At 39.8% G+C, this 23,595-nt stretch carries 24 protein-coding genes and 1 pseudogene; 15 read left to right on the forward strand and 10 right to left on the reverse strand.

Annotated elements, in window-relative coordinates:
* Positions 1 to 2: 2 nt before the first annotated feature.
* The 3 genes from ACSHZO_RS05815 to ACSHZO_RS05825 all read right to left on the reverse strand — a co-directional run bounded on the left by ACSHZO_RS05815 (position 3) and on the right by ACSHZO_RS05825 (position 2,943).
* On the reverse strand, positions 3 to 869 hold the full coding sequence (locus ACSHZO_RS05815; protein WP_298245833.1) for a DUF58 domain-containing protein: 867 nt from the start codon (positions 867 to 869) through the stop codon (positions 3 to 5).
* A 70-nt stretch (positions 870 to 939) separates the two neighbouring features.
* Positions 940 to 1,944, reverse strand: coding sequence for an AAA family ATPase (locus ACSHZO_RS05820; protein ID WP_417919709.1), 1,005 nt, complete (start codon positions 1,942 to 1,944; stop codon positions 940 to 942).
* A gap of 150 nt (positions 1,945 to 2,094) precedes the next feature.
* Entirely contained in the window at positions 2,095 to 2,943 is an 849-nt protein-coding gene (locus tag ACSHZO_RS05825) for a DUF4382 domain-containing protein (protein WP_295180142.1), read from the reverse strand.
* 160 nt (positions 2,944 to 3,103) lie between these two features.
* Between ACSHZO_RS05825 and ACSHZO_RS05830 the strand changes: the two genes are divergently transcribed.
* The 5 genes from ACSHZO_RS05830 (at position 3,104) to ACSHZO_RS05850 (ending at position 7,541) form a co-directional block, all read left to right on the forward strand.
* The gene (locus tag ACSHZO_RS05830; protein WP_298245832.1) at positions 3,104 to 3,853 is read left to right on the forward strand and encodes an SDR family NAD(P)-dependent oxidoreductase; all 750 of its coding nucleotides are present in this window, start codon (positions 3,104 to 3,106) and stop codon (positions 3,851 to 3,853) included.
* Positions 3,854 to 3,869: 16 nt separating this feature from the next.
* Positions 3,870 to 5,006 (forward strand): ATP-binding protein, encoded by a 1,137-nt coding sequence (locus tag ACSHZO_RS05835; protein ID WP_298245831.1) that lies wholly within the window; start codon positions 3,870 to 3,872, stop codon positions 5,004 to 5,006.
* 1 nt (position 5,007) lies between these two features.
* Positions 5,008 to 5,733 (forward strand): metallophosphoesterase family protein, encoded by a 726-nt coding sequence (locus tag ACSHZO_RS05840; RefSeq protein WP_298245830.1) that lies wholly within the window; start codon positions 5,008 to 5,010, stop codon positions 5,731 to 5,733.
* Between the two features lie 167 nt (positions 5,734 to 5,900).
* Entirely contained in the window at positions 5,901 to 6,905 is a 1,005-nt protein-coding gene (locus ACSHZO_RS05845) for an acyl-ACP desaturase (RefSeq protein WP_298245829.1), read from the forward strand.
* An 87-nt stretch (positions 6,906 to 6,992) separates the two neighbouring features.
* Complete coding sequence (locus tag ACSHZO_RS05850; protein WP_298245828.1) at positions 6,993 to 7,541, forward strand: autotransporter outer membrane beta-barrel domain-containing protein; 549 nt, start codon at positions 6,993 to 6,995, stop codon at positions 7,539 to 7,541.
* Between the two features lie 145 nt (positions 7,542 to 7,686).
* On the opposite strand, the pseudogene ACSHZO_RS05855 reads toward ACSHZO_RS05850, so the two are convergent.
* The 3 genes and pseudogenes from ACSHZO_RS05855 to ACSHZO_RS05865 all read right to left on the reverse strand — a co-directional run.
* Positions 7,687 to 7,791, reverse strand: a pseudogene (locus ACSHZO_RS05855) (YkvA family protein); the annotation flags it as partial.
* Between the two features lie 375 nt (positions 7,792 to 8,166).
* Positions 8,167 to 9,720 (reverse strand): L-piperidine-6-carboxylate dehydrogenase, encoded by a 1,554-nt coding sequence (amaB, locus tag ACSHZO_RS05860; protein ID WP_298245827.1) that lies wholly within the window; start codon positions 9,718 to 9,720, stop codon positions 8,167 to 8,169.
* A gap of 60 nt (positions 9,721 to 9,780) precedes the next feature.
* Positions 9,781 to 10,323, reverse strand: coding sequence for a 3-hydroxyanthranilate 3,4-dioxygenase (locus ACSHZO_RS05865; RefSeq protein ID WP_298245826.1), 543 nt, complete (start codon positions 10,321 to 10,323; stop codon positions 9,781 to 9,783).
* Positions 10,324 to 10,449: 126 nt separating this feature from the next.
* On the opposite strand from ACSHZO_RS05865, the gene ACSHZO_RS05870 reads away from it, so the two are divergent.
* The 8 genes from ACSHZO_RS05870 (at position 10,450) to trxA (ending at position 20,142) form a co-directional block, all read left to right on the forward strand.
* Complete coding sequence (locus ACSHZO_RS05870; RefSeq protein WP_298245825.1) at positions 10,450 to 11,517, forward strand: isoaspartyl peptidase/L-asparaginase family protein; 1,068 nt, start codon at positions 10,450 to 10,452, stop codon at positions 11,515 to 11,517.
* Positions 11,518 to 11,659: 142 nt separating this feature from the next.
* On the forward strand, positions 11,660 to 12,505 hold the full coding sequence (locus tag ACSHZO_RS05875; protein ID WP_298245824.1) for a phospholipase A: 846 nt from the start codon (positions 11,660 to 11,662) through the stop codon (positions 12,503 to 12,505).
* 145 nt (positions 12,506 to 12,650) lie between these two features.
* On the forward strand, positions 12,651 to 13,133 hold the full coding sequence (locus ACSHZO_RS05880) for a GbsR/MarR family transcriptional regulator (protein WP_298245823.1): 483 nt from the start codon (positions 12,651 to 12,653) through the stop codon (positions 13,131 to 13,133).
* Positions 13,134 to 13,155: 22 nt separating this feature from the next.
* The gene (locus ACSHZO_RS05885) at positions 13,156 to 14,283 is read left to right on the forward strand and encodes an efflux RND transporter periplasmic adaptor subunit (protein WP_298245822.1); all 1,128 of its coding nucleotides are present in this window, start codon (positions 13,156 to 13,158) and stop codon (positions 14,281 to 14,283) included.
* Between the two features lie 22 nt (positions 14,284 to 14,305).
* A complete protein-coding gene (locus ACSHZO_RS05890) occupies positions 14,306 to 17,437 on the forward strand; it encodes an efflux RND transporter permease subunit (RefSeq protein WP_298245821.1) in 3,132 nt (1,043 codons plus the stop codon).
* 8 nt (positions 17,438 to 17,445) lie between these two features.
* Positions 17,446 to 18,843, forward strand: coding sequence for an efflux transporter outer membrane subunit (locus ACSHZO_RS05895; RefSeq protein ID WP_298245820.1), 1,398 nt, complete (start codon positions 17,446 to 17,448; stop codon positions 18,841 to 18,843).
* A gap of 89 nt (positions 18,844 to 18,932) precedes the next feature.
* Positions 18,933 to 19,793, forward strand: coding sequence for a phosphatase PAP2 family protein (locus tag ACSHZO_RS05900; protein ID WP_298245819.1), 861 nt, complete (start codon positions 18,933 to 18,935; stop codon positions 19,791 to 19,793).
* Positions 19,794 to 19,845: 52 nt separating this feature from the next.
* On the forward strand, positions 19,846 to 20,142 hold the full coding sequence (gene trxA / locus ACSHZO_RS05905; RefSeq protein ID WP_298245818.1) for a thioredoxin: 297 nt from the start codon (positions 19,846 to 19,848) through the stop codon (positions 20,140 to 20,142).
* On the opposite strand, the gene ACSHZO_RS05910 is transcribed toward trxA, so the two are convergent.
* Genes ACSHZO_RS05910 through ACSHZO_RS05920 form a run of 3 tightly spaced genes read right to left on the reverse strand, consistent with a single transcriptional unit; the run spans position 20,135 to position 21,770 of the window.
* A complete protein-coding gene (locus ACSHZO_RS05910; protein WP_298245817.1) occupies positions 20,135 to 20,632 on the reverse strand; it encodes a YciI family protein in 498 nt (165 codons plus the stop codon). The two genes, trxA and ACSHZO_RS05910, sit on opposite strands and share 8 nt — an antisense overlap.
* Complete coding sequence (locus ACSHZO_RS05915) at positions 20,629 to 21,102, reverse strand: CYTH domain-containing protein (RefSeq protein WP_298245816.1); 474 nt, start codon at positions 21,100 to 21,102, stop codon at positions 20,629 to 20,631. Before ACSHZO_RS05915 ends, ACSHZO_RS05910 begins: the two co-directional genes overlap by 4 nt.
* Positions 21,099 to 21,770, reverse strand: coding sequence for an NAD(P)H-binding protein (locus tag ACSHZO_RS05920; RefSeq protein WP_298245815.1), 672 nt, complete (start codon positions 21,768 to 21,770; stop codon positions 21,099 to 21,101). Before ACSHZO_RS05920 ends, ACSHZO_RS05915 begins: the two co-directional genes overlap by 4 nt.
* 45 nt (positions 21,771 to 21,815) lie before the next feature.
* Between ACSHZO_RS05920 and dinB the strand changes: the two genes are divergently transcribed.
* Positions 21,816 to 22,907, forward strand: coding sequence for a DNA polymerase IV (dinB, locus tag ACSHZO_RS05925; RefSeq protein WP_298245814.1), 1,092 nt, complete (start codon positions 21,816 to 21,818; stop codon positions 22,905 to 22,907).
* A complete protein-coding gene (locus tag ACSHZO_RS05930) occupies positions 22,907 to 23,254 on the forward strand; it encodes a lipocalin family protein (RefSeq protein ID WP_298245813.1) in 348 nt (115 codons plus the stop codon). Before dinB ends, ACSHZO_RS05930 begins: the two co-directional genes overlap by 1 nt.
* 17 nt (positions 23,255 to 23,271) lie before the next feature.
* On the opposite strand, the gene ACSHZO_RS05935 is transcribed toward ACSHZO_RS05930, so the two are convergent.
* Positions 23,272 to 23,595: transposase (locus ACSHZO_RS05935; RefSeq protein ID WP_298526434.1), on the reverse strand; the 324-nt coding region annotated here is incomplete at its 5' end.

Consider the following 23,595-nt stretch of genomic DNA (forward strand, 5'->3'; position numbering starts at 1 on the left):
CGTTAAGCTCTTCTTTTGAAATAGCCCAGTAGTTTCTTTACGTAATTTTCATCTGTCCGGTTATTAATGGTCCCCGCGCCACTTACAGAGAAGCTCTGTAGAAAATAATCCATTCGCTCCTGATAATATTTTGAATACGAATTGCGAACAGATTTAGACCCGGTATCTACCGTGATATAATTACCACTTTCGGCATCCTGCATTTGTACAAGACCAAGATTTGGAATACTCTCTTCCATTTTGTCAAAAATCCTGATCCCGGTCACATCATGCCTGTTAGAAGCAATTTTAAGGGTATGCTGATAGCCCTCATCCATAAAGTCTGAAAGAATAAAAACGATCGCTTTTTTCTTCATGACATTAGATAGGTATTTCAATGCACCTGTAATATCTGTTGCTGAATTTTCCGGGTGGAATTCTAGGAGTTCCCGAATGATCCTGAGCACGTGAGAACGCCCTTTTTTCGGCGGAATATAAAGTTCGATCTTATCGGTAAATAACATCAAACCTATCTTATCATTATTTTTTGTTGCTGAAAATGCAAGTGTAGCAGCGATTTCAGTAACTACATCTTTTTTAAACTGCTCACGGGTACCAAAAAGTTCAGAACCTGAAACATCTACCATTAACATCATGGTAAGCTCACGTTCTTCTTCAAATACTTTTACAAATGGTTCATTATAACGTGCGGTAACATTCCAGTCAATATTTCTAACGTCATCCCCAAACTGGTAAGATCTTACCTCGCTAAAGGTCATTCCGCGTCCTTTAAAAGTAGAGTGATATTCCCCGCCAAAGACATGATCGCTCAGTCTGCGGGTTTTGATCTCTATTTTACGTACTTTTTTTAGGAGCTCTTTTGTATCCATCTCTTCCTTCAACAATGTTTATGAACCGGTAAATTTATTACCAATCTTCGGCCGTGCACGATCTTGATCGCTAAGGCACTTCGATTTCATTCACGATCTTGTTGATTAAATCTTCCGAAGTAATATTTTCAGCTTCGGCCTCATAAGTGATCCCAATTCTATGTCTTAGCACATCATGTACTACGGCACGAACATCTTCTGGCACCACATAACCACGACGACGTATAAATGCATAACATTTGGAAGCGATCGCGAGGTTGATACTTCCCCTAGGCGAAGCTCCAAAACTTATTAATGGTTTGATATCTGAAAGATTGTAATTCTCTGGAGTTCTTGTCGCAAAGATGATATCAAGAATGTATTTTTCGATCTTTTCATCCATATAAACATCACGAACAGCACTTTGTGCACGCAGGATCTGTTCAAGGCTTACAACAGGATTCACTTTTTCAAAAGCACCTTTGAGATTGGCGCGAATGATCAATTGTTCCTCAGCCATTTTCGGATATTTGATCACCGTCTTCAGCATGAATCTATCTACCTGTGCCTCTGGCAGCGGATAGGTTCCTTCCTGTTCCACCGGGTTTTGAGTCGCCATCACCAGGAATGGTTTATCCAGAATAAAAGTTTCATCACCAATGGTCACCTGCTTTTCCTGCATGGCTTCCAGTAATGCCGACTGCACTTTTGCCGGAGCACGGTTTATCTCATCTGCAAGTACGAAATTCGCGAAAATTGGTCCCTTTTTTATACTGAAGTCATTCTCCTTCATATTATAGATGAGGGTTCCCACTACATCTGCAGGTAGAAGATCTGGTGTGAATTGCACCCTGCTGAAGCTTCCATGAACAGCCTGAGACAAGGTGTTTATCGCAAGAGTTTTCGCCAGTCCCGGAACCCCTTCTAAAAGGATATGTCCCTGGCCTAAAAGGCCTATTAGCAAACGTTCGACCATATGACTCTGCCCTACGATGACTTTGTTCATCTCCCGGGTTAGCAGGTCTACAAAAGCACTCTCTCTTTCAATTTTTTCGTTAATACTGGCTATATCAACAGATGAATCGTTTTCCATCATGATTTTTCGGATTTTGATGTCGTGAATATACGTACAACATGTAAGCGTCGCAAATTGTTATTTTATTGGATTTACGTTGGTTAAAAAAAGGTTAAAATAGAAAGGCAGTACCCTGAAGCACTGCCTTTTCTACTTAAATGTTTTAAAAGCTTATAGCTCTATCTCACCAAGATCTGTAGTTTCGTTTGGACGAACTTCCACGTCACTTACCGTATAAACTGTAAGACCTGAAGAAATCTGAGGTGTGATTTTCACATCATAAGTACCAGCAGGAACTCCATTCAGTGCAAAATCACCATCATTGTTTGTGTATGCCGATACTGTAATTCCATTTCCAGTAAGTACAACCAGTGACTGTACATCACTGCTTAAAGCGGCAGGAACAACGGTTGTTCCAACTACCATTCCGGCATTGGCCTCTGCACTCAATCTAATAACAGGCTTAAGGTTATAACCTCCATTTCCTGTCTCTACAATTGATTGTTCAACATCAAAGTCAAGAAGAAATGCATAATTTTCACCACCTTCTAAACGCTGATTCAATTGTAATTTAAGACCAGATTGTTGTGCACTTGGAGTATTTAAAGCTTTAGTCTCTCCATCTACAACCACTGTGTTATCAGGTCCTAAGATCAATCTCATTTGCCCTACATAACCTGCTTCAATTTCAGTATCTGCAAGTAGTTGTGAAACTCCGCCAGTAAGTTCAAGTAAGTCGTAGATCCCTGTGTTTACATCTTCCACAGTCACCCATTCGCTACCTTCTGTTCCATCATCATCGGTCGCATCCAGATCATCATCGGCTTCAAGCTGGATCTCAATTCCCTGTACATCGATAAAAACAGCGTCATAATCTCCAGGAGCATCTGTCATTCTAATGCTTAGATTAGCCATTTCAGAAGAAGATCCATCAGAATCATCATCATTACAACTTACAAGTCCAACAGAAATTAGCGTTGCGACAAGTAGGCTTTTAAAACTTACACTTAAGTATTTCATATATTGATTTTATTTGGTTCAGCGTGAGAACGGCAATCCTCGTGCTAAATTTCAGCCATTGAAGCGATTTAACTCTTTTTAACTCAACTTAACCACGCTTTAATACACGGATACCTAATGCTAAGTAATACTTTCTTACTTTAGAAAATAAATTCCAAATATGAAAACAGCCCTTATAACCGGCGCTACGAGCGGGATAGGAAAGTCTACTGCTATACGCTTCGCAGTGGAAGGATTTAGATTGATACTTTGTGGTCGACGACTGGAAAGACTTCAGCAATTACAGCAGGAACTAGCTGTAGAAACCGAGGTACATATCCTCAACTTTGATGTAAGAAATCGACAGGAAGTATTTGATAATATTGACAGTCTTCCGGAGGAATTCAGGCAAATCGATATTCTCGTGAATAACGCTGGAAATGCACATGGACTGGACCCTATACAATTTGGTGATATGGATGATTGGGACAATATGCTGGATATCAATGTTAAAGGTCTTTTATACATGAGTAAGGCGGTCATCCCGGGAATGATGGAAAGACAATCTGGTCATATTATCAATATTGGTTCTACTGCGGGAAAAGAGGTATATCCAAATGGAAATGTATACTGTGCCAGCAAACATGCGGTAGATGCCATCAACCAGGGAATGCGAATCGACCTCAATGGCAACGGAATTCGGGTTGGTGCAATAAATCCAGGACTCACCGAAACTGAATTTAGCGATGTAAGATTTAAAGGAGATGCTGCTAAAGCTGATAAGGTTTACCAGGGTTTTCAAGCCTTACAACCGGAAGATATCGCAGACATCATTCACTTTACAGTTACCAGACCTTACCACGTAAACATCGCAGATCTTACCGTGATGTGCACAGCTCAGGCCAGTAGCACCATTGTAGATAAAAACTAGTGAACAGGACTGCAACATGATCAATAAAAGACTACTTATTAAAAACCTGCTGGCTCATAATGATGAGAATAGCTTTTACGATAAGAAGCGACAATTGAACATTGGTGAACGGGAAGGAAAAGCGAAATTCCTGAAGCATATCTGCGCGCTTTCCAATTCCAATCCGGAAAACAATTCTTATATCGTGATTGGAGTTGAAGATGAGGATAGCAAAATAGTAGGCATTGATTTTTTTGATGATAGTAAAATTCAGAATTTGATCAATGCTTACCTCAGCAATCCTCCGCGAATCTCTTATGAGAATATTCCTTTTCCACATCTACCAGATCACCTGGTGGTTGGACTCGTCACCATTAGGCCCAATCATGCTAAGATCTGTTCCTTCAGAAAAAATATCTGGAAATATTACGGAGGGTTCATTTTTATGCGGGATGGAAGTATCTCCATGCCTAAGGTTTTTGATATAGAAATTCATGATGTAAACTCAGCTCAGGTAGCATCTATCGAAAATCATTCACACAATAATATAGAATACACTTTAGACGGCGTATTCGATTTTATGCGGAAAAGGAAGGATTATAGTCCTAGTTACAAGGTTTTCAAAGAATATTTTGTGGTTTGCTGGGCAGGAAGGGAGAAAAAGATCAATCAGCAATCCTATTATTCCCGGGTAGATATCGAGTTGATCAACGAACAGGTAAAACTATTCTATTCTGCTCTTGACGAGGTGAGTATTATTCAGAATGAAGACAGTTTTAAGATCCTGGAATATGTGCATCTTGGATTACACGATCAGTTTAAGTACTATCCTTTAGAGGAAGTAACCATTAGTTTCGGTAATAATGGGAGCTATGAAATTGAAAGTAATGTTATTTTTGAAGCTCCGAAGTTCGATAAAAAGACACTATATCATATTTATAATACCAATCGCAGTCTTGTGGATAAATTAAAGAACGGTATTGATCTTAATACTGAAGATCTTAAGGATCTGCGGAATTTACCGTCTACCTATTTACTTTGCTATTTGAACAATTTTTCAGATGCATTGGATAAACTTGAAGACGCCCGACCTTATCTGAAGAATTTTGGAGCTGAATATTACCAGTCCTACAAAGACAGTATGAGAATTTTAAGAAAAGTAAAATATAATTAAGATGGCAAGAACATTCGCTATTGGAGATCTACACGGAGGAAAGAAAGCGCTAATTCAGCTATTGGAACGAATCGACCTGATGCCTGAGGATACCCTGATTTTTCTGGGTGATTATGTAGATGGCTGGAGCGATTCTGCAAATACGGTTACTTACCTCATCAAACTTGCCCAGCAGAACAGCTGTATTTTTATTCGTGGAAATCATGATGATCTTGCACAAAAGTGGCTTGAAGGTGGAGAAATGAACGAAAAATGGCTGGAACATGGTGGCCAGTCGAGCATCGATGCTTATCGCACTTTTACTCCTGAACAGATCGAGGCTCATATTCAATTCTTTAAGGATACGCTGAATTACTACCGACATGATAATCGGTTATTTGTTCATGCCGGCTTTACAAACTTACATGGTCCAGATTATGAGTATTCAGACAAAGGCTTTTACTGGGACCGGACTTTATGGGAAATGGCATTAGCTATGGATTCTTCGATCAAACCCGGTGATATGTTCTATCCAAAAAGACTTGCTCATTTTGATGAAATATTCATTGGACATACCCCGGTGACTAGAATTGGTGAGACAACACCTGTGAATAAAGCAAATATCTGGAATGTAGATACTGGAGCAGCTTTTAAGGGACCAATTACAGCAATTGATGTTATTACCAAAGAAATCGTGCAAAGTGACCCGGTTCATACGTTATATCCTGATGAACAGGGCAGAAATTAGCATTCATTTACGATAGCTTCTCTATCCTTATTCGTATCTTTGAAGTTCAAGTTTTTGAGGTTATAATTCGCAAATTTTGAAGTTTTAAAAAAAATTTGCACGTTTATTGTAATTTATTGAACAAACAGGCTTTAATTAGCACTCGAAAATCTACAAAGAACTACAGCATGGCAATGGATAATATACGTTTAGAAGTAATGAATACGGTGGAGAAATCTGTACAGGGTTTCATCGACAAATACCTTATCCCGGTGGAAGACATCTGGCAACCTACAGACCTTCTACCAAATCTTCAAACTGAAGATGGTTTTGAAGGTGTACACCAGATTCGTGAAGAAGCTAAAGAACTGGGGTATGACTTCTGGGTGGTTTTAGTAGCCGATATGGTGACTGAAGAAGCTTTGCCTACATACGAATCCTGGTTAATGGATATGGAAGGTGTAAAACAACATGATGCCAGTAAAGGAGAATCCAATTCATGGGCTAAATGGGTAAGACACTGGACTGGAGAAGAAAACAGACATGGTGATACGTTGAATAAATACCTTTACCTCTCTGGTAGAGTAGATATGAAAGAGATCGAAAAAACGACTCAGCACCTAATTAGCGATGGTTTCGATATTGGAACCGGGAGAGACCCATATAGAAACTTTGTTTACACCAGCTTCCAGGAGCTGGCTACCAACATTTCTCACAAACGCGTAGGACAACTGGCTAAGCAAAAGGGAAATAAGATGCTGGCTAAAATGTGTAACATCATTGCTGGGGATGAAATGAGACATTACATGGCTTACAGAGAATTTGTAAAGACCATTTTCGAACATGATCCAAGTGAAATGATGCTGGCTTATGTAGATATGATGAAAAAGAAGATCGTAATGCCTGCTCAATTTATTAGAGAATCTGGACAGGGAATTGCTGAAGCTTTCGAAAACTTTTCAAATGCTGCCCAAAGATTAGGAGTATATACTACTATGGATTATATCGATATTCTGAAGAAGTTAAACGATTATTGGGAAATTGATAAAATGCGTGGTCTTAATGACGATGCAGAGAAAGCTCGTGATTACCTGATGGCCCTGCCAGAAAGGATGACAAGAATCGCTGGTAGAATTGCAGTACCACAGGATCCTCATACATTCAAATGGGTTTCCAGCAACGGAATGCTATAATTGAAATTCCATAAAAAATATAAACCCTGCAGTTCACTTGCAGGGTTTTTTAAATCTACAAATGCTACAAAGCACTAAAAGAACCATATGAAAAAATTAATTTTTGCCCTTACTTGCCTGGTCGCTACCAATTTTGCACAAGCACAGAGCACAGAAAAGAATAACGAGATCAAACTGAATATTGCCAACACCATTGCAATCGCGTCTGTTGAATTTGGATATGAAAGATTCCTGGATGATCATCAATCTATCGAAGGAATGATCCTGATCAATGATCGTATCAACTATCATTCTGAAAGTGGTTCCAGAAAATTTGAAACCAATAGTTTTAAAGTTGGTTATAACTACTATTTTGGAGAAGAATACGCCGCATCTGGTTTATATGTAAATCCATTCCTGAAGTACAGAAGTGGCGAATTTAGCGAAGCTGCTCCAGATGCAGAATTTAATGGTGATCTAATAACAGATATGAATTCCTTTATCATTGGACTTGGTGGAGGATACAAATGGAATTTCAATGATACTTTCGTAATAGGACCTTTCGTTAATATTGGAAGAAATTTTAGTGATGAAGTGAAAGACAGGTTCTCTGCTATCGAATTCAATGCAGGTTTAAATATTGGCTATAGATTCTAATATTAAATTTCAAGATAAAAAAAGCCGATTCTTGCGAATCGGCTTTTTTTAGCCCTAAATTTTTGAATTAGCTAAGTTGCTTAAAGTTTTGTTTCCAAACCTTATAAGTTGCCAGATCTTTCTCCATTAAATTCAGACAGAAAGCGATTACTGCTGCATCATCCAGATAGCCAAGTACCGGTATAAAATCCGGAATAAGGTCTATTGGAGACAATACATATAAAAGTGCCGCACCGGCCGCTGCTATGATATTAAATGGAATATCCCTGTAATCCCCTTTGGCATAATCTTTAACCAGGGAAAAAAGGATCATGGCATCATCCAGATAACGTTTCAATTTTCCTTTAGTTTCGAACTTATTGAGAATTTTTTCCTCCTCATCGATCACCTTCCCTACATCTTCCTTAGAAAAGTCTTCCGTTCTTTTCTGATGTTCCTTTTCAGCCTGTTCTTTTGAAAATTCGCTCATAACTTCTTTTGGTTTCTAATCCTCGAAAATAAAGATTATCTAAGCCTGATTCAAAATTGGGTCGCGTATTTAAGTATGATTTAACGATTTACGGTCAAGGATAACATAAAAAACCCGCTATTCTTACAAAGCGGGTTTTTAATAAGTTTATAATGATTACAAATCAAACTTGATTCCCTGAGCTAGTGGAAGTTCAGTAGTGTAATTGATCGTATTCGTTTGTCTTCGCATGTATACTTTCCATGCATCAGAACCTGATTCGCGACCACCACCAGTGTCTTTTTCTCCTCCAAATGCTCCACCAATTTCAGCACCCGAGGTTCCAATATTCACATTAGCAATTCCACAATCTGATCCTTCCGTAGAAAGAAAACGTTCAGCTTCTCTCAAATTGTTTGTCATAATCGCAGAGGAAAGCCCCTGTCTTACTCCATTTTGTAATTCCAGCGCATCACTTACATCCCCGGAATATTTCATAATGTACAATACCGGTGCAAAGGTTTCGTGCTGTACGATCTCAAAATCATTCTTAGCTTCCGCAATCGCCGGTTTCACATAACAACCGCTTTCGTAACCCTCACCTTCAAGCACACCACCTTCAACCAAAATGGTTCCTCCTTCTTGCACAACTTTCTTCAAAGCATGCTGATAATTTTTTACGGCGTCCTTGTCAATTAGCGGTCCAACATGATTATTTTCATCAAGTGGGTTCCCTATCCTTATCTGCTTGTAAGCGCTTACGATAGCATCCTTTACTTTATCATAAATATCTTCGTGAATGATCAATCTCCTGGTCGAAGTACAACGCTGTCCACAAGTTCCAACTGCTCCAAAAACAGCTCCAATTACCGTATTTTTAATATCTGCATCTGGTGTTACAATGATCGCATTGTTTCCACCAAGTTCCAGCAATGTTTTTCCTAATCTTCCAGCTACTTCCTTAGCTACAATTTTCCCCATTCTGGTAGAACCTGTAGCCGAAATTAATGGTACACGTTCATCCTTAGTCATCATTTCGCCGACTTTGTAGTCTCCGGTGATCAAACAGGAAATACCTTCAGGCACATCATTTTCCGCAAATACTTTAGCTGCAATGTTTTGACAGGCCACAGAAGTAAGCGGAGTTTTTTCTGAACCTTTCCAGATACAGGCATCGCCACAAACCCAGGCCAGAGCCGTGTTCCATGACCAAACTGCTACCGGAAAATTAAAAGCTGAAATAATCCCTACAATTCCAAGAGGATGGTATTGCTCGTACATGCGATGCCCAGGGCGTTCACTATGCATGGTCAAACCATGCAATTGTCTTGAAAGCCCCACTGCAAAATCGCAGATATCGATCATTTCCTGAACCTCACCAAGACCTTCCTGGTAGGATTTTCCCATTTCATAAGAAACAAGTTTCCCTAGTGGTTCTTTTAATCTTCTAAGTTCATCATTAAACTGTCGTACAACTTCCCCACGCTGTGGTGCTGGCCATGTTCTCCATTCCTTAAATCCTTTGGCAGCTGTTGAAACTGTTTTTTCATAATCCTCACTGGTGGTTGCTTTCACTTTCCCAATGAGTTCACCATCAACTGGTGAATATGATTCAATGATATCTCCATTACTAAACCAGTCTTTGCCGGTAGATGTTCCGTTATTTACGTCATTTAAACCTAAATCTTTCAGGGCTTGTTTAATCCCGAATTCTTCAGCGATTTTGCTCATTAAATTGCGTTTTTATCGATTATTTTGTGTAGTTATTGCGAAAATAGTAAAAATAAACGGCTATTCCTCCGGTGCTGTGAATCGTTCATCGGCAGGCATTACTTCACCACAATTTTCGCAGGTGCGAAGTTCCTCACTATTATAAAAATGTTTAAAATGCCTTAGAAAGTCGGTTTCTATGTCGTGTAAAGGGAAGTAAACCTCATATAACTTGTGATTGCAATTATCACAAAACCAAAGCAAACCGTCCTCACCAGCTTCATTAAGTCTTTTGCGTTCCACTACCAGGCCAATGGAACCTTCCTTTCTTTCAGGTGAATGTGGCACTTTCCCGGGATGCAAATACATATCGCCAGGACCTAATTTCATAGTTCTCTTTTTACCTTCGTCCTGAATATGAACCTCGATCTCTCCTTCAAGCTGGTAGAACAATTCTTCTGTTTCATTATAATGATAATCTTTCCTAGCGTTCGGCCCGGCAACGATCATGACAATATAATCGCCAGATTCTCTATATAAATTCTTATTTCCTACGGGAGGTTTTAAGTGCTCGCGATTTTGATCGATCCACTTATTCAGGTTAAAAGGTCCTTCTACAGGCATATTTCGATTTTTTCTAAAATTACTGAATACTACGGAAAGCTTTAGAACAACATCTATTAAAATTGAATTAAGAGTTTGCTTCAGAAGTCAATTTGAAATTTTATAACTTTCAGACAAATACGACCTATGAAAAAACTCCTACTCTTATTCAGTTTTGTCACTTTACTTTCCTGTGATCAGAATTCAGAAAATAAATCAGAAGTTTCAACTTCAGCAGAAGAAAATAAAACTACAACCGATACAACACAGAATTTTGGAATTGTGATCCATGGTGGTGCTGGTACGATCCTTAAGGAAAATATGAGTGATAGTCTGGAACAGGCCTACAAGGATAAGATGGAAGAGGCAATTAGAACGGGTCACGAAATTCTGGCCAATGGAGGATCGGCTGTGGAAGCTGTACAACGAACCATAAATATTATGGAAGACAGTCCGCTATTTAATTCGGCAAAAGGGGCAGTATTCACCAACGAAGGAATCAATGAACTCGATGCCTCAATCATGGAGGGAAAAAATCTAAATGCCGGGGCGGTGGCTGGGGTTACAAACGTCAAAAACCCAATTAACCTGGCTTTTGAAGTCATGGAAAATTCGGAACATGTATTGTTATCTGGAAAAGGGGCTGAAGATTTCGCTAAAGAAAGAGGACTCGAAATTGTTGACCCTGCATATTTCTATACTGAAAACAGGTTTAAAGCAATGGAAAGAGCAAAGAACCGCGAAGATAACAAGACTGCTTTTTACGACCCTTTCGTTAAGGACGAAAAGTTTGGAACTGTAGGATGTGCTGCTTTAGATAAAGATGGAAATCTTGCAGCTGGTACTTCAACGGGAGGAATGTCTAACAAAAAATATAACCGGATTGGGGATTCTCCAATTATTGGAGCCGGAACCTATGCGAATAACTCCACCTGCGCAATTTCCAGTACCGGCTGGGGTGAGTTCTTTATTCGCGGAGTTGTAGCCTATGATATTTCAGCAATGATGGAATATAAGGGTATGAGTCTGCAGGAAGCTGCGAGTGAAGTTATTCAGAAAAAACAACCGGCTTTAGGCGGTAATGGTGGGATCATCGCTATTGACCATAGAGGAAATGTGGCGATGGAATTTAATACTGAGGGAATGTACCGTGCGAGCATGAATGCGAAAGGTGATCTACAATTGGGTATCTACAAAGAGAATAACACCGATTAAAATATATCGTTTGAAACTTACAAAGCTCCTGGAATCAGGAGCTTTGTAAGTTTAGTTATATTTCTGTATATGCATCAAATTAGATTTAACGCGAACTAAGAGCTACCTTTGTACACTCCAAGATTCACTACAAAGTCCTAATATGATGTCATTTCCAAAAAAGATCGGCCTTTTAAGCCTTATCGTTCTTATATTTTGCGATTCTTCAAATGTCAACGCGCAACGAATGTCTCGTGAGGAAGTTAATGACACCATCAAAAGCATGCCTTCATTTAGTAGTTATCATGACAACTATCTGATAAGTGGGATTCCCACGAACAAGTCGGCAAACAAGATGAATTCTGATATCAAATATCAGATCAGTTTTAAGCAGCTAATTTCCCGGGCAACCCTACCTCTTAACAGCTATTTGTTCGTGAGCTATACACAGAAAGCTTTCTGGAATATCTATGACAAATCCAGTCCTTTTGAAGAGATCAACTTTAATCCCGCCGTGGGAGTTGGGACGCCAATATTCGATAAATCAAATAGAATTATTGCTCTGGCAGAACTGCAGCTGGAACATGAATCTAATGGTAGGGACAGCCTGGCTAGTAGGAGCTGGAATAGAGTTTCAGGAATGTTTCATACTCCACTGGGAAGGCGCACTATGCTAAGCGCGAAAGCATGGGTTCCTTTTGCCTATACCGAAAATCATCCTGATCTCCTGGATTTTGTTGGTTTAGCTGAAGTCAAAGTACAACAGACCTTTTTCAGAGATCTATTGATTGGCGAGGTGACAGTTCGGAAAGGATTGAAAGATTGGAAAGGATCTGTAGGTACAAAGGTTTACTACAAATTATTCAATAATTCCGGAAACCAGTATTTAATGCTGGAATGGTTCGCTGGTTATGCTGAAAGTCTTATCGATTACGACAAGTATACCAGTATGGTTAGAATTGGTTATGTTATTAAATCTACAGACCTCAATATCTTGCGAACAAAATAATCTTCCCGTAGGTTTTGCTTTTCAGAAATTGGGGCAGACCATGGCTATCATCTAAAAACTAAAATTTTTAACGAACATTTAAGTTTTATTAGTTCGGTGCATTCAGAACCAATTGTATCTTTGCAAGCTCATTTAAAATTATAGCATGGATTGTTGTTCACCAGAAAAACGAAAACTAATCGAAGAGATCGGGGTTCATTTTGAGAAAATACATAATCTCGCTCCTTTATCGGCAAGGATCTACATCATTATGATCCTATCCCCTAACGACGGTCATACATTTGATGAGATCATCGAAATCACACAGGCGAGTAAAAGTTCTGTCTCTACACAACTTAATTTACTGCTACAAACCAAAAAAGTAGAATACTTCACTAAACCCGGGGATAGAAAGCGCTATTTCAGGGCAAGCAGAACATATCTCAAGAATACTCTTAACGACGAGATGAACAGGACGAAAGAAGAGATCAGGGTCGTTGATAAAATTCACGAGTTCAATTCAACCTATAATAAAGAGAAGTTAAAGAGATCTGGCGGTGTAGGCCGTTTATATATGAATCATTTAAAATTGCAAAAAGAAAACCTGGAACGTACGATCGAACAAATGAACCAGGAACTGGAAAATTAATTATCGAAGAAGAAAAGCAGAAATGAAAAAATTGTTATCAATCTCAGGTTTATTCGTCCTACTATTAGTCCTGGCAAGCTGCGGGAATGAAGGAGAATCACAGACTCAAGCTGCAGCACCGCAGGCAAAACCATTTCCGGTGACAGAGGTTCCTCAGAGAACACTTACTGGCTATACCACTTATCCCGTTAAGATCGAAGGGATCATTAATAGTGAGGTTCGTGCAAAGGTTTCCGGATACATTACAGATGTGCTGGTTGATGAAGGACAGGAAGTAAAGAAAGGTCAGTTACTATTCAAACTCGAAACTCAATCTCTTAACCAGGATGCAGCTGCAGCGAAAGCTAACGTTAATGCTGCCCAGGTAGAAGTAGACAAGCTAAAACCTTTAGTGGAGAAGAACATTATTAGTAACGTTCAGCTGGAAACAGCAAAAGCAAAACTGCAACAGGCGCAAAGTAGCTACAATAGTGTTGCTGCAAATATTGGTTACGCCAATATCAAAAGTCCAGTAGACGGTTATGTTGGTTCCATAAGACTTCGCGAAGGTGCATTGGTGAGTCCTACCAGTACTCAACCATTAACCACCGTGAGTAATATAAGTAAAGTCTATGCCTACTTTTCCATGAATGAAACCGAATATCTTGATTTTCTGAAAGAATATGAAGGGGAAAAAGTTCAGGATAAGATCAATAATATGCCTGAAGTAGAACTGAAGCTTGCCAATGGAACAACCTATTCTGAAAAAGGTAAGATCGAAACCATCAATTCGCAGGTGAATGAAAATACCGGATCCATATCCTTCAGGGCAGTTTTTGACAATCCTTCAAGACTTCTTTCCAATGGAAATAGCGGTAAAATTTTAATTCCGAAGACCTATGAAAATGCCTTGATAGTTCCGCAGGAATCCACCTTTGAGAGGCAGGGAAATGTTCTTGTTTATAAGATTGGAGCCAACAATAAAGTGACCAGTTCAACCTTAGAAATTATTACGAGAATAGATAATTTATATGTTGTGAAATCTGGGGTGAAGCAGGGAGATACGATTGTTGCAAAAGGCCTGGCCAAATTACGACCAGATACCCAGATCCAGCCACAACCAGTCGCTTTCGATAGTGTGGCTAAGCCTATTAATAAGGTATTCAGATAAATTTTCAGGAAAAAGTAACGTTATGCTAAAAACATTTATAGAAAGACCCGTACTCTCTACGGTGATTTCCATTATTATCGTGATCCTGGGAGTTCTTGGACTTTCCAACCTTCCTATCACGCAATATCCTGACATCGCACCTCCAACCATCACTGTAAGCACTTCGTATCCAGGTGCCAATGCAGAAACGGTGCTGGAAAGTGTGATCATTCCTATTGAAGAACAGATCAACGGTGTGGAGGGAATGACCTATTTAACCTCAACAGCTACTAATAATGGTACTGCAGAGATCACAGTTTATTTCGATCAACAGGTAGATCCAGACATTGCTGCGGTGAACGTACAAAACAGGGTGGCCCGTGCAAACCCTCTATTACCTGCAGAAGTTAAACAAACCGGGGTAACTACCCAGAAACAACAAACGAGTGCACTAATGTTCTTTTCTCTTTTGAGTAAGAACAAGGATTTTGACGATACTTTTATTCAGAATTACTTAAAGATTAATGTAATTCCTGAAATCCAAAGGGTAAATGGTGTTGGGAATGTTCAGGTTTTTGGAAGTAAGGATTACGCCATGCGAATCTGGCTACAACCTGATAAACTCGCAGCATACAACCTTGTTCCTACAGATGTGATCGCTGCTTTAAATGAGCAGAGTCTGGAAGCTGCTGCCGGTTCTCTGGGTGAGAATGACGGTAAAGCTTTTAACTACACTATTAAATACAGTGGTAGGTATAATACTGAGGAGCAATACAGCGATATCGTGATCAAGGCTCTTGGAAATGGAGAATTTCTAAGACTTAAAGATATTGCTGAGATCGAACTCGATGCTCAGAGTTATAGTGGAAGTTCCATGACTAATGGATATCCTGCGGTAAACATGGGTGTTTTCCAGACCAAAGGTTCCAATGCACGTGATATCATCCTGGAAATCGAAGACCGACTGGCAGAAGTTGAAAAAGATCTTCCTGAAGGTCTGGAGATCTATGTACCGTACAATACTAACGAATTTCTGGACGCCTCGATCAACAAGGTGACACATACGCTTATTGAAGCATTTATCCTTGTTTTCCTGGTAGTATTTATATTCCTACAGGATTTCAGGTCGACCTTGATACCGGCCATTGCGGTTCCGGTATCTATTATTGGTACTTTTTTCTTCCTGAACCTTTTTGGATATAGTATTAACTTACTGACCTTGTTTGCGCTGGTGTTGGCCATCGGTATTGTGGTAGATGATGCCATCGTGGTGGTGGAGGCCGTCCACGCGAAACTGGATGAAGGTGCTAAAAGTGCCAAACAGGCTACTACCACAGCCATGAACGAAATTTCTGGAGCGATCATCTCTATCACCCTAGTTATGGCAGCGGTATTTATTCCGGTGACATTCATTAAGGGACCAACTGGTGTGTTCTACGAGCAATTTGGAATCACCTTAATCGTAGCAATATTTATTTCTGCAGTAAACGCTTTGACCCTGAGCCCTGCTCTGTGTGCATTATTTCTGAAGACTCATGACGAAAAGAAAAATGGTAAGAAAAGTTTCCTTCAGAAGTTCTATGATGGATTTAACCGCGGATTTAATGCGACTATTGAAAGATATGGAAGATCGCTGAAGTTTCTCTACAAGAACAAATGGGTGACCGCTTTGATCCTTATCCTCGCGATTGGTGGAATCTGGTGGTCTGCTTCTACAACTCCTTCAGGGTTTGTACCAGATGAAGATCGCGGACTTATATTCGTAAATCTGGAACTACCAGCAGGTGCTTCCATAGACAGAACCCAGGAAGTTAATGATCTCCTGTACCAGAAAGTGAAAGACATTGAAGGTATTCAGGGAGTTTCAGTAATTGCCGGTAGAAGTTTAATTAGTGGTGCAGGAAGTAATTATGGACTTGGATTCATTAAACTGGATAACTGGGAAGAGCGTGACAGCGATGAATTATCTGTTCAAAGCATTACAGGAAAGTTGTTCGGTGTTGCGGCAACCATCCCGGAAGCAAATATTATTTTCTTCACACCTCCCAGTATTCCCGGCTTCGGAAATTCATCAGGATTCGAAGTGAATTTACTGGATAGATCTGGGGCTGGTTTTAATGAGTTGGATGAAGCCAACCAGGAATTTATCAGGAAACTTTCTGAAAGACCTGAGATTCAATATGCACAAAGTTCTTTCAATACCAATTATCCTCAATACGAACTGGAATTGAATGTACCCTTAGCTAAAGAAAAAGGCGTTACGATAAATGAAATATTCAGTACTCTTCAGGGATATATTGGAGGGGTTTATGCTGCCGATTTCTCTAAATTCGGAAAACAATACCGGGTTTATGTACAGGCTTATCCTGAAGATCGTGCACAAAAATCTGATCTTAATAAGCTTTACGTTCGTACGTCTTCCGGAGAAATGAGTCCAATAACACAGTTTGTGAATCTTAAAAGAGTTTATGGACCACAATCTGTAACCCGATTCAACCTGTTCAACTCTACTAAGCTCAGTGGTGCGACCAATCCAGGTTTTAGTTCAGGAGATGCGATTACAGCAATCGAAGAAGTTGCCAGCACACTTCCTGAAAATTATACGACTGCTTACAGTGGTCTAACCCGGGAGGAAGTAAACGCCGGAAACCAAACGACCACGATATTTCTATTATCCATTGTGTTCGTTTACTTCTTGCTGGCGGCACAATATGAAAGTTATTTATTACCGTTTTCAGTGCTGTTCTCATTACCACTTGGAGTTTTTGGTGCTTATATCACCACAAAATTTTCAGGATTGCAGAACAACATATATTTCCAGATCGCATTGATCATGCTAATAGGTCTACTTGCCAAGAATGCTATTCTAATTGTGGAATTTGCTTTGCAGCGAAGACGACAGGGAGAATCGATCGTAGATGCCGCCATTGATGGAGCGAAATCCAGGCTAAGACCAATTCTTATGACCTCTTTTGCTTTTATCCTTGGATTACTGCCGCTTGTACTTGCTACAGGAGTTGGTGCAGAAGGAAACCGTTCTATTGGTACAGGTGCTGCCGGAGGATTATTAATTGGAACTATTCTGGGAGTCTTCGTAATTCCTATCCTGTTTATTCTCTTCCAGTGGTTGCAGGAAAAAGTAGGTAAGAAACCTGAAGCTGTTGAAACTAAATAAGATTGAAAATGAACGTATTATATAACATGAAATTTGGTCTGGTAGGAGTTGTACTCCTTAGCCTTCAATCCTGTTTTGTTGCTAAAGATTACGAACAACCAGAGGTAATTGAAGAAGCGAACTACAGAACCGATGAGATAGACCAGGATAGTTTGAATATGGCAAATGTCTCTTGGAAGGAGATGTTTACAGATCCGATCTTACAGGATTATATTTCTAAAGGCCTGGAAAACAATATTGATATTCGGGTGGCAATGCAACAGATCAATGCTGCAGAAGCTTACGTAAAACAAGGGAAAGCTGGTTATCTTCCAACTCTGGGAGCTAATGCCACCTTTACTCACCAGGAACTTTCTCAAAACAGCCAGTTTGGTAGTTTGTTTAGTTCACTGGACCAGTATCAATTAAGTGCAGATCTTTCCTGGGAAGCAGACATCTGGGGTAAGATTAGAAGTAGAAAACGTGCTTTTGATGCCAGGTATTTGCAAAGTATCGCGGCACATCAGGCAGTGAAAACCAGGCTGATCTCAGATATAGCTTCAACCTACTATCAATTGCTGACTTTGGACGAGCAGATCGCGATTACTGAAAGAACGGTAGAAACCAGGGCGAATAGCCTTGAGACTACAAAAGCTTTAAAGGAAGCTGGAACTCTTACTGAAGTTGGGGTGCAGCAAACTGAAGCGCAGCTATACACCGCAAAAGCTATCTTGATAGACCTTAAAAATGAAGGAAGATTACTTGAAAATACACTTTCTATACTTCTGGGTGAAGCACCCATGTTAATTGAAAGATCCAACCTTGACGAGCAGGAGATCACGACAGATCTTAATATTGGTGTTCCGGTACAACTTTTACGTAACCGACCTGATGTTATTGCCGCGGAATATAATCTGGTGAATGCATTTGAATTGACCAATGTTGCGAAAAGCAATTTCTATCCTTCGCTTACTTTAAGTGCAACTGGTGGATTACAGGCTTTAGATAAAGGAGATCTTTTTGATCCTAATTCACTTTTCGCTACCGTAATTGGCGGTTTGGCTCAGCCTATTTTGAAAGGAAGAGCTATTAGAACTGAATATGAAGTATCACAGGCAGAACAGGAACAGGCCAGACTTGAATTTAGAAGAGCGATTCTAACGGCGAGTAAAGAAGTTTCAGATGCCATGTATTCTTACGAGGCTGCTTCAGAAAAGATCGATGTAAAACAGAAAGAATTCAAAGCTTATGATCTTGCGACAGATTATTCCGAAGAATTACTGAATAATGGGCTTGCCAATTACCTTGAGGTTTTAACGGCTAGACAGAATGCCTTAAATTCGAGTTTAGATCTTGCTAACGCAAAGTACAATCAATTAAAATCAATTGTCGATCTTTACGAAGCCTTAGGTGGCGGCTGGAATTAATTAAAATTTAGTTTTTTCATAGTTAGTTAGTTGTTGGTTGATAGTGACCTCAGGCTTTAGGGTTTGAGGTCACTTTTTAAAATTATAATATGCTTAGAAAATTACAATCCATTTGTTTCTGTTTGGTGTTTTTGACTATCTCCTCTTTTATCTATGCTCAGGATACAGAAAAGCCAGAACCAGAAAATGATAGTATTCCCACCACCTGGGAACTTCTAAAATATGACGGTGCCAGTGCTTTTGGCGGAATAAAGAATGCTTATTCTTCTCCCCTTAGATGGCAAAAAGATGATTTTATCACCGCCGGAGCTGTAGTTGCCGGAACTGCTGCACTCTATATTTTTGATGAAGAGACCAGCGAATACTTTATGGATCAGGGCGAGGATGCTCCTGAACTTGTAAAGGATTTTGGATGGTATTTTGGGAGTCCGCAAAATAATTACGGAGTAACTGGTGCGGTTTACCTGGTTGGTTTATTCACCAAGAATGAGAAAATAAGACAAACAGGGGTTTTGATGATCTCTGCAGCTACTGCTTCCGGGATCATTCAGTCGATTTCCAAGACCATAGTAGGAAGAGCCAGACCCACAGGTGGCGAAGGCAAAGGGAGTTTTGACCCTTTCAGCAGTGAAGGAAAATACCACTCCTTTCCATCTGGGCATACGATCCTCTCCTTTACAACACTGTATGCTTTATCCAAGCAGTTCGATAATCCTTTTGTAAAGGCTGGACTTATTGGAGTTGGAATGGTCTCGCCGGTTTCCAGGCTTTGGTCTGGTGCACACTGGCTTACCGATGTTGGACTTAGTCTTGCAATTAGCGTTGCGGTTGTGGACAGTATAGATAAATACCTGAAGAACGAACGAAACTACGGAGTACAGAATCCCAATAAAATAAGCTGGAAAATGCAGGTAGGTCTTGGCCGGGTAGGCATCGTAGGTACTTTTTAACCTGCTTTTAAAATAATTCGAACTATAGATTTCTTAACTTTAAAAGAAAAAGATGAAAAGTAGTTTTAATGATATCATTTCCGGAGAGACTCCAGTACTTGTAGATTTTTATGCCGACTGGTGCGGACCTTGCAAATCGCTGGCACCAATTTTAAAGGAAGTTAAGAATGATCTTGGTGACGGGGTTAAGATCGTGAAGATCGATGTGGACAAGAACCAGGAACTGGCTTCGAAATACCAGGTTAGAGGTGTTCCCACCATGATCCTCTTCAAGGATGGGAAACAATTCTGGAGACAGTCAGGCTTATTACCCAAACATGATATTGTAAGCAAAATAAATTCTATTTAAGCTTCCCGCCTTTTGCAACCCACCATGGGTGTATTTCCACTTTGAGCCTGCCTGCTTTCACCATGGGATCTAAATTTGCCAGGCTATCTGCTTCGGCTTGAGTCGCAGTATTAAAAACTACAATTCCACGAAGATCGCCATCATCACCCATAGGTCCGGTTAAACTGGTATAACCTTCAGTAGCCAAACGCTCGAGGTGCGCCATATGCTTCTTTTGAAGTTCTGCAGCCTCGGTAGAATCCTGGCCTCTTGTAGGTCCGGATTTCAGAAAAACCATATAATATTGCTGCATTAGATACGTGGTATCTCCTTCCTTATAACTAAAAGTCTGGTAGCCTTTCTTTTTCAGATCTTCTTCGATAGACTTTGTACTAGCTTCTTCTACGATCGTATCCCCTTTCACCTCCACAGTTTCTTCGGAAGCCTCTTTAGAAGATTGATCACAGGATAAGAATAAGGACAGGATTGCTACTAATACTAGATTTTTCATTTTTCCCAGTTTTTATATGGATTAAGAATAAGCTGTGAATTGTAATATTTATGGTCGCCGGTGACTTCCTCACCCAGCCATTCTGGTTTTATAAAATGTTCATTTTCGGTGCTTAGTTCCACTTCTGCGATCGTAAGTCCATTATTTTCTCCAAGAAATTCGTCTACTTCAAAAACATGTGCTCCAGCTTTCACGAGATGACGGTACTTTTCAATTTTGCCGGGTTCACAAAGTTTAAGCAGTTCTTCAGCTTCATTAACCGGTATTTCCTTCTCCCATTCGTATCGGGAAACGCCATTTTCAGAGCTTTTTCCTTTGATGGTCATAAATGCCTTTTCAGCTTTGATGCGTATGCGGATGGTTCTTTCCGGATGCGTATTTAAATAAGCCTGAACGAATAATGTTTTACTACTGGCTTCACTTTTATATGCTTCTGAAGTAATTAAAAATTTTCTTTCTATTTCTATCATGCTGAAGTGTTGCTGAAAGCCTTGATCTTATCAGATTCGATTCTTCCACTTTCATAGGGATGATTTGCCAGATATTGCATGGCGTTGGCTATCTCTTCTGGTTCTATACTCCGGTACTTTTTAAGATTTCCAATAAGCAAGTGATTGCCCAATTTCATTAATTTAATAAATATGGATTCCATGAACCTGTTCTCTGCCCTGTCACCAGCGATCAAAGATGGTTGTAGTATGTAAGTATTTGAAATTTTCTGTTCCATTACTGCACCTTCCATTTCTCCTTTTACCTTATTATAAAAGATATTACTTTCCTCATCGGCTCCCAATGCCGAGATGACCATAAAGGTGTCAATATTGTTCCTTTTGGCCAGTTTGGCCGCGGTCGCAGGAATTCCAAAATCAATTTTTCGATATAATTCCTTATCTGGAGTTTTGCTTTTTGTAGTTCCTATGCAGCAGAAGACCTCTTCTCCGGTAAATAGTTCCTGAACTTTCTCAAGTTCAAAAAGATTAATGAGATATTCCTCGATCTTTTCACTTTTTTGAGACACATGATTTCTTCCAAAAACCTTGATTTTTCTATAACGATCATCCTTAATTAATTTATCTAAAAGAATTCCACCGGTTAGACCGGTAGCTCCCAGGATGATTGCTGTTTTCGCCTGTTCCATTGCAGTAGCTATTAATTAGACTAAGATATTACTTAAATTTGCAAGGTGGAAAAACTTCGCAAAATTATCCATGTAGATATGGATGCCTTCTATGCATCAGTCGAGCAACTGGACAACCCTGATCTTCGGGGAAAGCCAGTCGCAGTAGGTGGAAGTTCACAACGCGGAGTGGTAAGCGCAGCCAGTTATGAAGCCAGAAAGTTTGGTGTGCGAAGCGCGATGAGCAGCGTGATGGCCAAAAGGAATTGCCCCGATCTTATCTTTGTGAAATCAAACTTTGAAAGATACCGCGAAATTTCAGCACAGATCAGGGAGATCTTTTATGAGTATACAGACCTGGTCGAGCCCTTGTCCCTGGATGAAGCATATCTTGATGTTACCGAGAACAAAAAAGGCCTGATGAGTGCGACGCTTATCGCTAAAAAGATAAGAGACCAGATCAGGGAAAAAACTGGTTTAAACGCTTCCGCAGGAATATCCGTTAATAAATTCATCGCCAAGGTCGCCAGTGATATTAATAAACCAAACGGACAGAAAACCGTACCGCCAGAAGCAGTTTTAGAGTTCCTGGAAGAGCTGGACATTAGAAAATTCTACGGTGTGGGAAAAGTAACTGCTGAAAAAATGTATCGGCTCGGCATCTTTAACGGTAAAGATTTGAAGTCTAAAACAGAAGAATATCTGAGTGAACATTTTGGAAAGAGCGGCAGACATTTTTACAGAGTAGTGCGCGGCATTCATCATAGTGAAGTAAAACCGCACAGAACCCGAAAATCGCTCGGAGCTGAAAGAACTTTTAATGAGAATATTTCTTCTGAAATCTTTATGTTGGAGAAACTTCAGAATATCGCTGAAGAGATAGAACGCAGACTGAAAAGATCTGATGTTGCCGGGAAAACAATCACTTTGAAGATCAAGTACAGTGATTTTACCCAGCAAACCAGGAGTAAGACAATTAGCTACTATATTTCAAACAATGATCTGATCTTGGAGATCGCGAAAGAATTATTGTACCAGGAAAAAATGAAGAATTCGGTTAGACTTCTTGGAATATCACTCTCCAATTTGAACACTGAAAAATCGGATAATAAAGAGGCGGAAAAGGAAATATCGGTACAATTAAAATTCAAATTTTAATGAAGAATTCAATTTCAATATTGATGATGATGATTCTCATACTTTCCTGCCAGGAAGAGCAGGTGTACAGCTTGCCAGAGGATGCAGAATCTTTACTTACAGATGGAGATACCAAAACCTGGAAGCTTGCCAGGCGTTTAAATAATAACGTTCGAATGAACATGGGACCATGTTTTATGGAGTATCGCCAGAGTTTTTCAAATGATCATAGCGTTCGAGACAATAATGGCGAAAATAAGAATTGTGGACCGAGTCTCGTTGGCACCTGGGAATTTAAGAAAGGGGCAAAAAACGAACCTTATCTGCGAATTAGACACTATCCCGTAAAGTGTGTAAGTTCTAAATAAAGGGGTTTAACTTTTATCTAAAGTTGAACCCTTTCTTCGTATATAGTCAAGAACTGATTGAGGACGATTCCCCAATTTCTAATGGGCATAGACCATTTTTTGGTTGCTTCCCTTAAAGCCAAATATACAGATTTCATTACAGCATCATCGGTTGGGAAGGATAATTTGTTTTTAGTGTACTTTCTGATCTTACCATTCAGGTTCTCAATAAGATTGGTGGTGTAAATGATTCGCCTGATCTCCAGCGGGAACTCATAAAAGACGGTAAGGTCTTCCCAGTTGTCCCTCCAGCTTTTTATCGCATAAGAATACTTAGAGTTCCATTTGGTGGCAAAATCTTC

The organism is Christiangramia sp. 3-2217-3z (genome assembly GCF_051195275.1).
GTDB classification, from domain to species: Bacteria; Bacteroidota; Bacteroidia; order Flavobacteriales; family Flavobacteriaceae; genus Christiangramia; species Christiangramia marina.